This window comes from Bacillus sp. NP157 (assembly GCA_018889975.1).
In the GTDB taxonomy this organism is placed as follows: domain Bacteria; phylum Pseudomonadota; class Gammaproteobacteria; order Xanthomonadales; family Rhodanobacteraceae; genus Luteibacter.
The window spans coordinates 1,727,812-1,742,927 of record CP076546.1 but is presented as its reverse complement, the minus strand read 5'-3'; the positions used below and the strand labels follow the sequence as shown (position 1 = coordinate 1,742,927).

Genomic DNA, 15,116 nt, shown 5'->3' with positions numbered 1-15,116 from the left:
TACAGGTAGCCGTTATGTTCCGGCGTCGGGATCGGTGGAGGCCTTCGGGGCACTATCGGCCGTCGGCCCGATCAGGTCGCCCATGTTGCCGCCGGAGCGCAGCACCAGGTCCTGCGGACGCAGCAGCGGGATGTCGGCGCCGCGCAGGCGCGCGATGATGTCGAACAGCAGGTCGCTCTTCACCCCGCCCACGTCGCGCGGGCTGCCGACGTAGCAGGTGATCGAGAATGTCATGGCGGCGCGGTCGATGCTGTCCAGCGTGACCGACGGTGCCGGCGCGTCGGAAACGGCCTGGTTGCCGCTCATCGCTTCGAGCACGTGGTCGCGCACCGCCACGGGGTCCGAATCCAGCGGCATCGGCAGCTTGATCAGGACGCGGCCCTGCGGGTTGGCCATCGTCATGTTGCGCACCGGCTTGGTGATGAACGACGAGTTCGGCACGATGATGGTCGAGCGGTCGGCGACCTGGATTTCCGTGGCGCGCACGTTGATCCGGCGGATATCGCCTTCGGCATCGTCGAGCACCACCCAGTCGCCCACCTTCACCGGACGCTCGGCCAGCAGGATCAGGCCCGAGATGAAGTTCTGCACGATCGCCTGCAGGCCGAAGCCGATGCCCACCGACAGTGCGGACGCCACCCAGGCGATGCTCTGCAAGGACAGGCCGAGCTGGAGCAGGGCGAACGACACCACCAGCACGACGCCGACATAGCCCAGCAGGGTGGTCAGCGACGTGCGCATGCCGGGGTCGAGGTTGGTGCGCGGCAGGTAGCTGTCGGTCATCCACTTCTTCACGACGCGGACGGCGAGCAGGCCGGTGAAGAACACGCCGATGCCGGCCAGGATCTGCGCCGGCTGGACGGTGACGTTGGCGACCTTCAACTGCTGCAGCTTGCTGCCCAGGGCGAGGATGTCCGACGTGCCAGCGCCGAAGCCGGACATCACCGCGGTCAGGCCGAACAGGAACAGGGCCAGCCGGGTGACGCCCGAAAGCAGCACGCCGGCCTGGTCGAGCAGCTTGGGATGCGTGCCGAAGATGGCCTGGGCGCGCGCGCTCATCGGACCCTTCTCGGAGAGCAGGGTTTCGAACAGGTCGTCGACCAGGCGCATCGCGAGGTAGATCGCCGAGATGACGATCAGCGTCCACACCACCTGGCCGGCCATCCACGAAGCGAACGCGATGAAGCCGAGCAACAGGCCGATCCAGGACGCGACGATGGCGACCCACGCGGCGGCGATGAACAGGCTAGCCCAGATCGCACGCGGCGCGGTCGGCGTTTCTTCGTCGTCGACATGGTGGGTGCGGCTCAGGCGCAACAGTGCAAGCCCGGTGAGCACGGTCAGCACCACCGCCTGCAGGCTGCTGGTGAGCACTTCCGCGGCGAGGCTGGTGCCGATCGTGCGGTTGAGGATGCGCAGGAAGTAGAACAGCACCACCGCCAGCGAGAACAGCATCGGGAAGCGACGCAGGCTCAACGCGGTTTCGTCGGAGATGGTCGGCAGGCGCCACGACGGCCGCTTGGCCGAGATCAGTGCGCGACCGAGGCCGGCGACGAAAGCGCCGAAGAACACGAGGTTGACGATGCCCTTCGCGACCGTATTGGTGTCGTCGCTGAAGGTGTCGCGCCAGTTCAGGCCGACATACAGGAGCTGGGTACCGATGCCGGTGGTCAACGCCGAGGTCAGCGTGATGCCGACGATCAGGGCGGAGCGGCGCAGGCGGCCCGGCGGCATCCGGTTGGCGGTGAGGTGGCGGACGCGCTTTTCGATGTACCAGCGAACCGCGGTCATCAGCAGCAGGCCGACCACGACGCAGCTGATCAGCGCCGTGCGATTGCCGTCGGTCCAGCTGGTGACGATGTCGGCCTTGGCCTGGCTGGCGAAGTCGCGCAGGTTGGCCGAGTCACGCGGGAAGGCCTTGGCCGGCTCCGACCAGAACGGGCGCGACAGCGGCGAGTAGCTCTGGCGCGAGATGCGCTCCTGGAAGCGGGTACGGCGCAGGTCGGACAGCGCGGTGGCGGTCTGGGTCGCCTCCAGCGCCATGGCGTCGGCCTGCTTGATCTGGCCGTCCACGGCATCGAAAGCTTTCTGCGCGTCCTTGCGGGTCTGGACGAGCTCGGGTGCCTCCTTGGCCCCGCCGGTCGGGACCGGGCCAAGCTGGTCGAGTCGGTCCTTCGCCGCCTGGCGCCCGGCCTGCAGGGAGCTGGACAGCTTCTGGGCATTGCCATTGATGTCGTTGGCGCTGGCCCGCAGCTCGTCGAGCTTGCTGTCGACCAGGTCGGTCGCCTTCATCGATTTCTCGACGTCGTCCAGCTGGTCGCGCAGGTTGGACAGCTGCTGGGCCGGGCTGGCGTCGTCGGCCTGGGCAAAGGCCAGGGCCGGGCCGGCCAGGAGGAGGGCGAGGAAGATAATTCTCAGGATGCGCATGGGGGAATGATAGGCCGGAACCGACAATCTCAAAGGCCCCAAGCATGCGGTACCCTCGGTGAACGGTGCATGCCACGTCGCCGATGCGGCGTTGCAGCTTTGCCCGTCACGGACTGGCAGCTATCCTGCCGCCCCTTTGTCACCGTCTGGAAGCCACGCCATGCGCAAGAAGCTGGTCGCCGGAAACTGGAAGATGCATGGCTCCCGCGCCATGGCCGACAAGCTCGTCCGCGAGATCGTCGAAAACCTGCCCGACGGCACCGACGTGCTGGTCTTCCCGCCCGACGTCTATCTGTGGGAGCTGGCCGACCGCTACGGCGACCGCGGCCTGGGCTTCGGCGCGCAGGATCTCTCCGAGCACCACGTCCAGGGCGCCTTCACCGGCGAGGTCTCCGGGGCGATGCTCGGCGACGTGGGCGCCAGCTGGGTGCTGGTGGGGCATTCCGAACGCCGCCAGTACCAGCACGAGTCCGACGCGCTTCTGGCGAAGAAGTTCGAAGCCGCGCGCCAGGCCGGGCTGACCCCGATCCTCTGCGTGGGCGAGACGAAGGAGGAGCACGAAGCCGGGCAGGCCGAAGCGGTCATCGCACGCCAGCTATCCGCGGTGCTCGAGCACAACGGGATCGAGGCCTTCCGCGAGGCGGTCATCGCCTATGAGCCGGTCTGGGCCATCGGCACCGGCCTGACGGCGACCCCGGAGAAGGCGCAAAAAATTCATGCGTTCATCCGTAGCCAACTGGCAAAAAAGGATGTTAATATCTCGCTCCTGACCCGGGTGCTTTACGGCGGAAGCGTCAAGCCGGCCAACGCGGCCGAACTTTTCGCCCAGCCGGACGTAGACGGGGGACTGATCGGCGGTGCCGCTTTGGTAGCCTCCGATTTCCTGGATATATGCGCCGCGGCGCGTCGATAACTCGCGACACGGCAAACAAGAAGATATGTTCATCCTCTTCAGCGTTTTCTATATCCTGATCGCCGCGGCGATGATCGTGCTGATTCTCATGCAGCGCGGTGCCGGTGCGGATGCAGGTTCCGGTTTTGGTGGCGGCGCGTCCGCTACCGTGTTCGGTGCGCGTGGTTCGTCGAGCTTCATGACTCGTGCGACCGGTGTGCTGGCCACGCTGTTTTTCATCCTCAGCCTCGGCATGGGTATCTACCTGAGCCGCACGGGTAACCCCCAGCCGGCTGCGGATCTTGGTGTGATGTCCGGCGCTTCGGTGCCTGCGGCTCCCGCCAACAACGCGGTCGCTCCGGCGTCCGACGTGCCGAAGGCGCCTGCCGCCGGCGACGTCCCGGCGGCCACGGCCCCGGCGGCGAACAACGATGTTCCGGCCCCGCAGCAGGCAGCCAACCCGGCGTCCGCTTCGACGGCCAAGAAGTAATAGCAACACCCGTTTTTAAAGTTATGCCCAGGTGGCGGAATTGGTAGACGCACTACCTTGAGGTGGTAGCGGCTTAGGTCGTGGGGGTTCGAGTCCCCCCTTGGGCACCATAGGAAGGTTTCAGCGGGGATCACTCCGTATCGAAACCGCAGAGGAACCCGCTACTTAGCGGGTTTTTTTGTGCCTGTAAGGTTCCAAGCGGTCTCATCGTGTCGCATGGAGGCTGGCGGTCTCTGGCGGCATTTTTGACGGTATGTGATTAGGATGCCGCCCGCGCGCCTTCGAGACACCGTCATGCTCACCGACCGCCAGTCGCAAAGCCAAGCCCGCCGCGAAGCCACCGAAGCTCACGGACGGCGGTGGCATGGACCTGTTGCTCAAGCCGGACGGCAGTCGCTATTGGCAGGTATGGCTACCGGTTCGCAGATAAGCACAAGACGCTGGCTCTCGGGGTCTAGCCCACGAATCACGATGGCCGAGGGCGTGACGTAGCCAAGAGGCGGATAAACAACGGCTTCTACCCCGGCGCCGACCGTAAAGAGGCAAAGCGGGCAGTGGCCGCTGCCAACCGTGCTCCCGCGTCAACGATCGCGTTCGTCGCGCGAGACTGGATGTTTGCCAGGAGGTCACCGAGGTGACCGCGAGCAAGAACCGATGGATCCTGGAAACGTTCGTCCTTCCGGAGATCGGCTCCCTGCCGGTCGCTTCGATCACTTCTCGGGTGCTGCTTGATGCACTCCGCAAGGTCGAGGCAACGAGGAAGCTCGAAACCGCCAAGCGGGCTAAAGTGAGATAGGGACAGGTATTCCGGTACTCGGTACTGGAAGGAGCGATCCGACGCCTGCACTCCGAGGCGCGCTGAAGGCGCCCAAGGAGGAGTGTCGTGGTCAAGTCTTTCTAGACACCCGCTAGGGTGTTTTATCGTGCCGCTGCGACCGATCCCCAGCGAATCGGCGAGCTGCAGCGGACCATCGACGGGTTCTCGGGACAGTTCGTGACCCTTAACTTCAGTTGGCCCCGGTAGTCTTCGTTCGTCCCGGGGAGCTTCGGTGCGTTGAGTTGGCTTAATTCGACTTTGACGCTGCTCTTTGGCGAATTCCGGCAGTGCGTATGGAGATGAAGGCTGCTCACCCAGTACCCCTGTCGATCCAAGCGCTTACATTGGTGGCTAAGCTACGCGAACTTACGGGCGTCAGACGGTTCGTTTCCCTTGGCCTAGTCGGTACGAGCCAGCAGACGAGCGAGAACACCGTTAACGCCGTTCTGAGGCGTCTAGGATATTCAGGCGCCGAGATGACCGGCCATGGGTACCTAAGTATGGCGGCAACGCGGCTCAATGAGATGGGCTGGCACTCCGATGCTTTCGAGCGCCAACTGGCCACGCGGAGACCAACAAGGTCCGCGAAGCCTACACGCACACCGCTAAGTACCTTGATGAGCGTACACGGATGATGCAGGCGTGGGTCGACTACCTTGAGGGGCTGCGGAACGGAGCCAGCGTGGTTGCCTTTAAGGCAAGGTTGCCTAAGGACGTGACGGGCGTTACTCACAGCACGCGACGGAAAGGGATTCTCTCGCTCGTATCACTACGTCTTTAGAATTCGTTCGCGTCCAAATTTCGAAGGGCCTCAATGAACAAATCAGTGTCGAGAAAGTAGTTCGGGTACGCTTTCCTCAGCGCAACCAGCGATTCGGCACTCACGAGAACCACCTGCGCGCCGGGGATTCCAGACAAGGCCTGCTCTGACGCGGTATATCTTTCGTTGGCTTCTGCGAGCTGCGCGCGCGTAAAGCTGGCGATAGTAAGAGTATGTTTCTCGGGCAGAAGCGTCATCAGGTAGTACGCGGCGTCCTGCGGAGCGTTCTCCGTCGTGCTGTGAAGTGCGGTGCCATACTGACCGAGAACTTGTTGGACGTTTAACTTGCGGCTCAACTCGCGCGCACGGTCAAGAATGGCGTGAATTTGGGGCACATCTTCACTAGGCGCGGCGTCCTCAGTGAACGCCAGCGCGCGCGATACGACCTGAAAGAACTCCAGCCAATCCGCCGAACCTTGACTGGCCTTCAATGATTGATCGAGGAAGGTTCCAACCGTCTCTACGGCAGTCGCCCATGCGTGCTGCAAACGCGAACGTATCTGAACCTCGATGCTGAGCTTGTCGTAGACCTTGCTACGGTCGCTCTTGTAAAGGTAAATAAGATGAATGCCACGATAGCCAGACGCTTTAGGAGCCTTGATGTAGTCGGTCTGTCTGCGGAGTTCGTGGCGCATCGACGAGCGGAGTAGGCGATCCTGAAGAAGATATACATCTTGAAGCGTGGGCATAACCGCACGGCAGCCGCCGATGTCCTGCATCCTGTCCAACGACATCCCGGTTTCACGACGAAGCTTGTCAATGATCGAAGATGCGCGCTTCAGACGCTGTGCTACCAGAACGTCACCTGCGACCAGTCGCCCGTGGGTACGAAGGCTGACAGTGAGAGTGTTCAACGGGAAGGCATGCGATGATCGCCAGTTGCTCATCACGTCCACTGCTCTGAAGAAGTCTGCGGGCAGGGAGATGGGGCCTGGACCGGGGGTCTCGGCGATGGTTCGATATCCCTCTCGGAGCCGGTCGCCCGCTCGCGACACTTCCTTTCTCGAATATCCCGGTATGGCGTATTGCATTCCTTTCCCCCTGTCTCAGCCCTGTTACGGATTGTAGCCGCTGTGTCTGCGCCGGTCCCCGCTTATCTGTAGTTTTGGCCGACGCGCATCAGGCGGCCTCAGTCGTCGAAGTTGTCCATGCTCCCGTCGTCAACGTCTGGCTTACTACGGCCATTAAGGGGCACCAAAAAGCCGACAATTACGGTCACGACGGACATCGTGAGCCAGATGACGGCAATACCGGAAGTAGCCCTGGCGCCCAGCAGCATTCCGGCAAGTAGGGGGAACGGATGTGAAGCCAGCGATCATGACGTAAGCAAGAGAGGTGAGGTATTCAACTGGCATCCCCCCCCCGCCGATGTCGTCAGGAATTGTGCCTGCGAGGCTTAGTTCCCGAGTAGGGCCATGAATTGCTTCGACAGCGAGCGCCTCGGTCCAGAGCGCGGCGATTTTCATCCTGAGTAGGCCGCACGGATGCTCCGCTGGCTCTACACGCTTGCCCATGTGCTATCTCCCCAATGAAATTTCAGACTAAGCACCCCTAGCTTACATCGCGGCTGCAGTCCTTCACCGGTGCGAACGTCTCGCCCCTGAAAGTTGTTCTCCGGACGGCTCTTAGTCTCTCAGCGCTCCCCGTTTGCGCATTTCATCAAGCACCTGCTCTCTACTCAAACCGCTCACATACTTCTCGGCTTCCAGGCGTGCCACCGCGCCCTCAAGCTCGGCCTTTCTGATTTCGAGGCCCTGCACCTCGCTCGCCACCCGTGCCTTGTCATCGTTTATCTGACGCAACTGGTAAGCCCCATCGGCAACGGCCACCGTCTTTCCAAGGTAGAAGGCAGAACCAGTGACCGCCGCGAGCGCGGCTACGGTGCCCCCCGCAACCCAATACCACCAGATGATCGGAATATGGCGGCGAAGCCATTCAACAGTGATTTCCTCACTCGGTGGGAGCGTCTCGGGGGCTGATTTCGATGCTGGCATGCATGTGGGCCGTGGAGGGATAGCCCGATTCTAGACCTCAAAATCGTGCGTGGGATCGGACCGTGCCTGTGTCAAACACCTGAAAGGCTTCTGCAGGGATGGACTGTGCGGTACCAATGGGCGACCCGCAACGATATGCAGGCGCAAGCTCAAAAAAAGCAGGCGGACGGCGCCATACTGACAAGCTGGATAAAACCACAAGCATAGAAGGGAAGCTTCAACACCCAACTGTCGGGTGCCGAGTCTGATGAAAAGGTGACAGTTGCCCTCTTCGAAGTCCCGGAGAACATACGGTGCCACCTCGACAGCGAAGCGCACTTGCGCGACATGAAGCTGGGCGGCAACGTACCACTGGTCGAGTTCGACGGTACCTTCTACGAGTTTTTACGCTAATTCTCGCTACGCGTCCTACTATCTCTAGCCTCAATACCTGCGATTTTGTCGGCAGGAAGCATTGAGTACAGCTCCCGAATTTGACGCGGCTGCGATATCCGATTTTCCACGACGACATTCAGTACGCGCATTAGGCCGGCAACGGTAGCGGCGTCGTCCCGAAGATCAATAACACCGGGATGTACCGCCTCATTGCCAATTACGCGTACGGCGTCTAGCGCTTGTTGAAGCTCAACCGGGAGACCTTTCCGCACGAGCGCGGCAATATCGTCGTTGATGTTCCGGCCCGCCTCACCCAAGTGGACGCAGAGTTTTTGCAACGCCAATCTCAACAGCGCGGCGGCGCCGCGAGGCGACAAATTCAAGATCGCACCAGCCTCATCGAAATCTGCACGCACGTCAGATGGCATGTCCGAATTTGCCACTTCGCCCACTTGCTCAGCCGGGTAAATCAGGCGGTCGTATCGCCAAATTGCGAACTCATGGCAGATGTAGCATTCGCTGATAAAGAGGTTGGATAATTTCCGAGAGACATTCTCGTTGACTCGCTCGGACGTCAACAGTCCCTGGGCGAGCCGATCGAGAATCGCATGCCTTTTCTGACGCTGATCTTCTGACTGATTGGTTTCTGAGTCGATCACAATTCGGTAGCTAAAGGCTTCCTGTGGCGTGATTAGAGTTGGCAACCGGCCTGTACTCGGTGGACGCAAGTACACCCCGTGCCAGGTTTGCGCAGTGAACGCTCCGCAATACGGGCAGTTGAATGCCTCCTCGTAGACCGAGGCCGCTTTTCCGCTCATTTGTTCCCCTCCAATTCCGGACTGAGTCTAGTAGCAGACGCCTGTCTCGACCAGTGATCTCTCACCAACCGCCCGCATGGCAACTTTTTATCCCCGTACGTCACCTAGAAGCCCCTCATGGCCCGCACGACTGCTCTGAGAAAATGATGCGCCACTACGTCACGACCCTTGAGCACGGAAGCACATAAGTAAGGCGAAAGTTCAGACGCTTACTTCCCGAAGGGCCCCGGGACAGCCGTAAAGCCGCCAGCATAGGAGGAACGCCTAAATCATAGAGGCGGGGCGGCCACGCCGCAGCCCGGCATCGCAGTGTGCCCGCCATTTCATCCAGCCCTGACCGCCAGACAGAGTATTTGACGAATGCTTCCCGTCATGCTTACGGATTCACGCATCGGACAAGCCACATCTGCCCGCGTCATGCAATAACCGTTGCAGCTAGCCCGCGAAGCACCTTCGTGAAGATTCGCCTCGTGACCTTAGCAACCCCGGACCACGACGGGGCGTCATCGGGATCATTCCTCAGGGATGGTAGTCCTAAATGTGCAGGCTGTGACGTGAACCGAAGCCGGTTGTCCTCTAGTGCACGGAAAAGTTCATCTCCTTGACTTCGCAATTACGCGAACCGTCAATCTGACGCCTTCGGGGAACAAGCGCTTTTAATGATTTTCAGTCAACGAGAAATTTGTCTTCCCGTGTGACGGGTGAGCTGCTGGCATGCGACGATTGGCGGGCAGCATGAGGCTGCGCTAGATGGGGAAGGAATTGAAAAGCTTTGCGATTTGGAATAATAAGGGCGGCGTTGGAAAAAGCACGATCACCTACCATTTGGCCTCTAGGTACGCCGAGCTCCATCCGGAGAAAAAGGTGCTAGTGATCGACCTTTGCCCCCAAGCGAACGTCAGCATGATGTTGCTGGGCGGTGGCCTTGCCGGTGAGAACGCCGTCCTGAATTTATGTACGCAGGCTACGCCGCGCACAGTAGTAGGGTATCTGAGTACCGTAATCGCTCGAGGCGCCGCGGCACCCCTCCCGGACCCTAACGACTTTCTCACGCATGTTCACTCGGTCAATCCGAACATGCCGAACAACCTTTGGATCTTGTGCGGCGATGGCAACCTAGAGCCCATGGCGCCAGCCATTACCGGGGCCGCGTCGGCCCCATCACTCACTCCTCAGATCGTCCCTTGGTTGTGGGTCCATACAATTTTCAGACGTCTTGTTGTGAGCCTCGAGGCCCAAGGTGACGACGACGTGGTCGTTTTGATCGACACCAATCCAAGCTTTTCAATCTACACCGAACTAGCGATTTCAGCCGCCGATATGCTGCTGACGCCGGTTAACGCCGACGACTCTTCGAGGGTAGCAGTCAACGCGATGTTCATCCTGCTTCACGGGCAAGTGCCTCCGCACCCGATTTACGGATCTTGGACATTCGCGGCACAGGCTCAGCTGCATGGCATGCCGGTGCCAAAGATTCACGCGATCATTGGAAACCGTCTTACGCAGAACCGCGGGGACGCTGCGGCTTTTGGAGCCCTCTCTGCGGCGAGCGCGGCTACCTTATTCGCGGCGTTCCAACAGCACCCGGGTTACTTCACACCCAGGCTGCATATGGCGCAGAGTGTGGGGGCCTTTGAAAATCAATATGCTCTGTCTCTTCGCGATTTCAACACTGCTGGCATCGTCGCCGCGCACCTTGGTGTGCCCCTATCACGCCTCAACGGCGGCCATCACGCCGTCCACGGCCAGCAGGTCCAACTAAACCAGCATCGGATCGCAGAGTGCAGGGCCGCTGTGGATGGGATCCTGCGCGTCTTGCCCTAGCTTTGCTTTGAAAGTGGTCCCGGGGGCATCCGTTCGTCTAGTCGGAAAGAGGCGTTATATTTAGGTGATTTTGGATGCCCCCTTGGAGACTCACAAAGATTCGGCCGACGTTACGCATAATGAGTCGGCATGCTTTGGGAGGTTTGGCTTTCATGAATACGGACACCCTCAATCGGATCGCAAGAGAGGCCGCTGGAGCGCTTTTTTTGCGTCCGTTCGACAGCCTTAGGGGACTTACCATGGGTTATGACGTCCACATCACGCGCAAGAAAGACTGGTTCGACGAGCAGGGGCCAGAGATTTCGTTGGATGAGTGGAAGGATTACGTGGCGTCGGATCCGGAGATGCGCCTGGATGGAGTCGCCGAGGCGACGGTAGGCGGCGGACACGTACTACGTGTGGAGCAAGACGGGCTTGCCGTTTGGACAGGGTTTGCCGGGCACGGGGTAAACGGCAATATGGCTTGGTTTTCCCCTGCAGCTGGCGGGATAGTGGTCAAGAATCCCGATGTGCAGATTCTTCAGAAGATGTTTGCCGTAGCGCAAGCCTTGGGTGCGCAGGTCGTCGGGGATGAGGGCGAGCAGTATGGGCTTGATGGCGACGTCATTGAATAGCGCGGCAGAACGGCCATCTGGCCCTCGGCCGCTTAGTTGTTGGTGGCGGTCTCAAGTCCTACAAAACATCACGACTTTAGGGAAATGGACTACGTCCAACGCGCCGATTGGCACGTTACCCTAACCTGGTCCGCCGGAAGGGCGGGCCGTCAACCCATAAGGAACATGCCGTGCATCCGCGCAAGCTCATCCCGTTCTCCCTCCTGATCCTCGGCTCGCTCACGGCGTGCCATTCCGTTTCCGTCGACCCGGGCACCGAGTCCGTGCTGGTCGACAAGCCCTACCTCTTCGGCCACGGCGGCGTTCGCCCCGAGCCGGTGAAAGAGGGGCGCATCATCACCTGGGCAAGCACGTCGGACATCAACGTCGTCATGACCCCGCAGACCGTGCACGTCGTGTTCGACGACTTCAGCTCGAAGGACAACATCCTGCTCGACTTCGACACCGCGCTGCAGTTCCGGGTGACCGACTCGGTGAAACTCGTCGAGCAGTACGGTGCGATGGGCTGGTTCAAGAACAACATCCAGAGCCAGTACGCCAGCATCGTGCGCGAGGCGGTGAAGGGCCAGACGATGAGCGACATGATGTCGAGCCCGACCACGGCGGCCGAGGTGGACAAGGAAGTGACCACGGCCATCCGCGGCCTGGTGAAGGATCGCGGCTTGCCGATCGAGATCCTCGACGTCACCCTCGGCCGTGCGCGGCCGAACGAGAACGTGCTGCAGCAGATGAACGAAACGGCGGCGCAGCAGCAGCGCCAGAAAACCCTGGTGGCGGCGACCGCGGCGGAAGAACAGCGTGCGAAGGAGCAGGAAGCCCGCGCCGTGGCCGACAACGCCTACCGCAACAAGCTCGGCATGAGCATCGAGCAGTATTCGGCCGTGACCATCGCGACGATCAACGCCGACGCCTGCAAGGCGGCGAAGGAGTGCTACATCACTCCGGCCGGCGCCAACGTGCTGGTGGGCGGACGCTAAAGGGCAGGGCGCGGCCAGCGGGTGGCCGCGCCCGTTCCCGTCAGACCTTGAAGGCCAGGAAGCCGTCGTCGACCGGCACCGTCGAGCCATTCACCGCCTGCGCGGCGTCGGTGAACAGGAACGCGACGACGCTCGCGACCTGCTCGGGCTGGATCAGCGCGTTGTGCATGTGTTGCGCCGCCAGCGGCGGCTTGACGCGCGGATCGTCGCCCATCATTGGCGTGTCGATGAAACCCGGCGCGACGGCGACGACACGGATGCCGTGCTCCGCCAGCTCCAGCGCGGCCGTGCGGGTCATGGCCACGACGGCCGACTTCGCCGCGTTGTAGTTGAAGCTGCCGCGCGCGGCGACGTAGCCGAAGATCGAGGCCGTATTGACGAAGGTACCCCTGGCACCGATCGCCACCATCTTCCGCGCGCCGTAATGCAGGCCGTAGTAGACGCCGTGCTGGTCCACGTCGATCACCCGGTGGTAATCCGCCGGCGTCATGTCCAGCAGGCTCTGCACCTTCGAGATGCCCGCGTTATTGAAGATGCCGTTCAAGGTGCCGAGCTGGTCGACGGCGAACTCGACCATCGCCTCGACGTCTTCGGCCTTCGACACGTCGACCTTGAACGCCACGGCACGGCGGCCCAGGCCACGCACTTCCGCGGCGACGGCTTCTGCGCCGGCCAGGTTGAAATCAGCGACCACCAGGTCGGCGCCCTTGAGCGCAAGGGCGAGGCAGGCTTCGCGTCCGATGCCACTGGCGCCGCCGGTGACGATCAGGACGTGGTTGAGCAATTCCATGGAAATTCCTTTGGGGAGAGGAGCCATTCGGCTTTTTATCGGCCCGTTTTCGGCGATTCGCTCAAGAAAACGTGAAAACTACCGAAATTGATAACATGCACCCGACAATGGGCTTTGCCGATTCGGCGCAGCCATTAATAGCTGTCGTGGCAACTTGTTTCTACCGGGAAGTTTGATGCTCGACAGCAGCTACAGCGGCGTACTGGTCCTGTTCTCGTTCGTGGTGGCCATCCTGGCCTCGTACACGGCGCTGAACATGGCCGCGCGCGTGGCGAACTCGAGCGGGCGTGCGTCGATGCTCTGGCTGGCCGGCGGCTCGTTCGCCATGGGCCTGGGCATCTGGGCCATGCACTTCGTGGGCATGCTGGCCTTCAGCCTGCCGATCACGCTGGGCTACGACGTCGAGCTGACCGTGTTCTCGCTGGTCATCGCGGTGTGCTCGTCGGCCTTCGCGCTGTGGCTGGTCTGCCAGAACGAACTGCCGCGACGCAGGCTGGCGGTGGGCGCGCTGCTGATGGGCTTCGGCATCGCGGCGATGCACTACACCGGCATGGCCGCGATGCGGATGATGCCCGGCGTCGTCTACGACCCGCTGCTGTTCACCCTCTCGGTCGTGTTCGCCGTGCTGGCATCCGGCGCCGCGCTGTGGATCGCGTTCCGCCTGCGCAGGGATACCGAGCGCGTGCTGTGGGCCCGCCTCGGTGCCTCGCTCGTGATGGGTTGCGCCATCGTCGGCATGCACTACACCGGCATGGCGGCCGCCAACTTCCCGGCCGACAGCTGGTGCGGCGCGGCCGTGGCCGGTGGCATCGACGTGAAGTGGCTCGCCGTGGTCGTCATCGTCGTCACGCTGTCGGTGTTTGCCATCGCACTGGTCGTATCGATGCTGGACGTGCGGGCCAACCTGCTCGCCACCTCGCTGGATCGCGCCAACAGCGAACTGCTGCAGCTGGCCATGCACGACAACCTGACCCGCTTGCCGAACCGCGTGTTGCTGGAAGACCGCCTTGACCAGGCGATCCATAACGCCTCGCGCAGCGGCCGGCGCTTCGCCGTGCTGTTCCTCGACCTGGACGGCTTCAAGGCCGTCAACGATGTTTATGGCCACCATGTCGGCGACGCCCTGCTCAGGGAAGTCTCGCGCCGCATCCTGGCCTGCAAGCGCGACGAAGAAACCGTCGCACGCCTTGGCGGCGACGAATTCGTGGTGGTCGTCGACATCGGCGGGCCGGAAGAAGCCGCGGTGCTTGCCGAAGAACTGGTCGACCTGATCAGCGAGCCCTACCAGGTGCACGGCGTGACCGCGCACGTGTCGGCGAGCGTCGGCATCGCGCTGTATCCGGAAAACGGCCGCAACCGCCACGAGCTGATGATCAACGCGGACGCGGCCATGTATCACGCCAAGGAGCACGGCCGGCGCGGCTTCCGCTTCTTCGAAGTGGCGATGAACGCCAACGTGCACCAACAGCTGAAGCTGCAGCAGGACCTGCGCCGCGCACTGGACCGTGACGAGTTCACCCTCCATTACCAGCCGAAACTGGTCTCGCCCAGCGGGCCGGTGGTCGGCGTCGAGGCCCTGCTGCGCTGGAACAAGCCCGGCGAAGGCCTGGTGCCGCCCGATCGCTTCCTGCCCGTGGCCGAACGCACAGGCCTGATCGTGCCGATCGGCAACTGGGTGATCGACGAAGCATGTCGGCAGATGCGCCTCTGGCTGGACGCGGGCCACGCGAACTGGACCGTCGCCGTGAACGTGTCGACGGCGCAGCTCAACCACGTCGGCCTCGTTGAAACGCTGCGCAACGCGCTGGTGCGCCACGCCATCGAACCCCGGCACCTGACCATCGAGGTGACCGAATCCACGGCGATGCGCGACGCGGAGACCAGCCTCGCGATCCTCAACCAGGTGGCCACGCTCGGCATCGGCATTTCGATCGACGACTTCGGCACCGGCTATTCCAGCCTGCTGTACCTGAAGCAGCTGCCGGCGAACGAACTGAAGATCGACCGCGGCTTCGTCACCGAACTGGCGCGCGGCAACGACGACGAAGCCATCGTCTCGGCGATCATCGCGCTGGGCAAGACGCTCGGCCTGAAGATCGTGGCCGAGGGCGTGGAGACCGTCGAACAGCAGGAGCTGCTCACGCGGCTGGGCTGTAACGCCCTCCAGGGTTACCTGCTCGGCGTGCCGGTGGCGGCAGCCGACCTGCCGGCCACGTTGCCGCCGCGGCCTACGGTGGCGTAGGGTGGCGTAGGGCGGCAGGCCTAGAGCCCGCGACGG

Annotated in this window: 13 protein-coding genes and 1 tRNA gene; 9 read left to right on the top strand and 5 right to left on the bottom strand. The window is 62.1% G+C overall.

The annotated features are described in order from the left end of the window. Nucleotides 1–12: 12 nt before the first annotated feature. Nucleotides 13–2,427 (bottom strand): DUF3772 domain-containing protein, encoded by a 2,415-nt coding sequence (locus tag KPL74_07860; GenBank protein ID QWT21910.1) that lies wholly within the window; start codon nt 2,425–2,427, stop codon nt 13–15. 160 nt (nt 2,428–2,587) lie between these two features. Here KPL74_07860 and tpiA point away from each other — a divergent pair, with 160 nt between their 5' ends. The 4 genes from tpiA (at nt 2,588) to KPL74_07840 (ending at nt 4,605) form a co-directional block, all read left to right on the top strand. Then, on the top strand, nt 2,588–3,340 hold the full coding sequence (tpiA, locus tag KPL74_07855; GenBank protein QWT21909.1) for a triose-phosphate isomerase: 753 nt from the start codon (nt 2,588–2,590) through the stop codon (nt 3,338–3,340). 25 nt (nt 3,341–3,365) lie between these two features. Continuing rightward, nucleotides 3,366–3,809 (top strand): preprotein translocase subunit SecG, encoded by a 444-nt coding sequence (gene secG, locus KPL74_07850; protein ID QWT21908.1) that lies wholly within the window; start codon nt 3,366–3,368, stop codon nt 3,807–3,809. 25 nt (nt 3,810–3,834) lie between these two features. Then, a tRNA-Leu gene (locus KPL74_07845) sits at nt 3,835–3,919 on the top strand. Nucleotides 3,920–4,443: 524 nt separating this feature from the next. Continuing rightward, nucleotides 4,444–4,605: a hypothetical protein gene (locus tag KPL74_07840; protein QWT21907.1), complete on the top strand. Its 162-nt coding sequence runs from the start codon at nt 4,444–4,446 to the stop codon at nt 4,603–4,605. Nucleotides 4,606–5,403: 798 nt separating this feature from the next. On the opposite strand, the gene KPL74_07835 is transcribed toward KPL74_07840, so the two are convergent. Beyond that, nucleotides 5,404–6,333 (bottom strand): RelA/SpoT domain-containing protein, encoded by a 930-nt coding sequence (locus KPL74_07835; protein QWT21906.1) that lies wholly within the window; start codon nt 6,331–6,333, stop codon nt 5,404–5,406. Nucleotides 6,334–7,071: 738 nt separating this feature from the next. Then, nucleotides 7,072–7,440 (bottom strand): hypothetical protein, encoded by a 369-nt coding sequence (locus KPL74_07830; GenBank protein QWT21905.1) that lies wholly within the window; start codon nt 7,438–7,440, stop codon nt 7,072–7,074. 255 nt (nt 7,441–7,695) lie between these two features. Between KPL74_07830 and KPL74_07825 the strand changes: the two genes are divergently transcribed. Continuing rightward, nucleotides 7,696–7,833, top strand: coding sequence for a hypothetical protein (locus KPL74_07825; protein ID QWT21904.1), 138 nt, complete (start codon nt 7,696–7,698; stop codon nt 7,831–7,833). Here KPL74_07825 and KPL74_07820 read toward each other — a convergent pair. Further along, nucleotides 7,830–8,633, bottom strand: a complete 804-nt coding sequence (locus KPL74_07820) for a DUF4145 domain-containing protein (protein QWT21903.1) — start codon at nt 8,631–8,633, stop codon at nt 7,830–7,832. The genes KPL74_07825 and KPL74_07820 overlap by 4 nt on opposite strands. Nucleotides 8,634–9,383: 750 nt before the next feature. Here KPL74_07820 and KPL74_07815 point away from each other — a divergent pair. The 3 genes from KPL74_07815 (at nt 9,384) to KPL74_07805 (ending at nt 12,048) form a co-directional block, all read left to right on the top strand. Then, entirely contained in the window at nt 9,384–10,457 is a 1,074-nt protein-coding gene (locus KPL74_07815; protein QWT21902.1) for a ParA family protein, read from the top strand. Between the two features lie 152 nt (nt 10,458–10,609). Then, nucleotides 10,610–11,071 carry a hypothetical protein gene (locus tag KPL74_07810; GenBank protein QWT21901.1) on the top strand — a complete coding sequence of 154 codons (462 nt, stop codon included), beginning with the start codon at nt 10,610–10,612 and terminating at the stop codon, nt 11,069–11,071. A 170-nt stretch (nt 11,072–11,241) separates the two neighbouring features. Further along, entirely contained in the window at nt 11,242–12,048 is an 807-nt protein-coding gene (locus KPL74_07805; protein QWT21900.1) for an SPFH domain-containing protein, read from the top strand. 40 nt (nt 12,049–12,088) lie between these two features. Here KPL74_07805 and KPL74_07800 read toward each other — a convergent pair whose 3' ends face one another. After that, entirely contained in the window at nt 12,089–12,838 is a 750-nt protein-coding gene (locus tag KPL74_07800; GenBank protein QWT21899.1) for an SDR family oxidoreductase, read from the bottom strand. Nucleotides 12,839–13,013: 175 nt separating this feature from the next. Between KPL74_07800 and KPL74_07795 the strand changes: the two genes are divergently transcribed. Next, entirely contained in the window at nt 13,014–15,080 is a 2,067-nt protein-coding gene (locus KPL74_07795; GenBank protein QWT21898.1) for an EAL domain-containing protein, read from the top strand. Nucleotides 15,081–15,116: the final 36 nt, after the last annotated feature.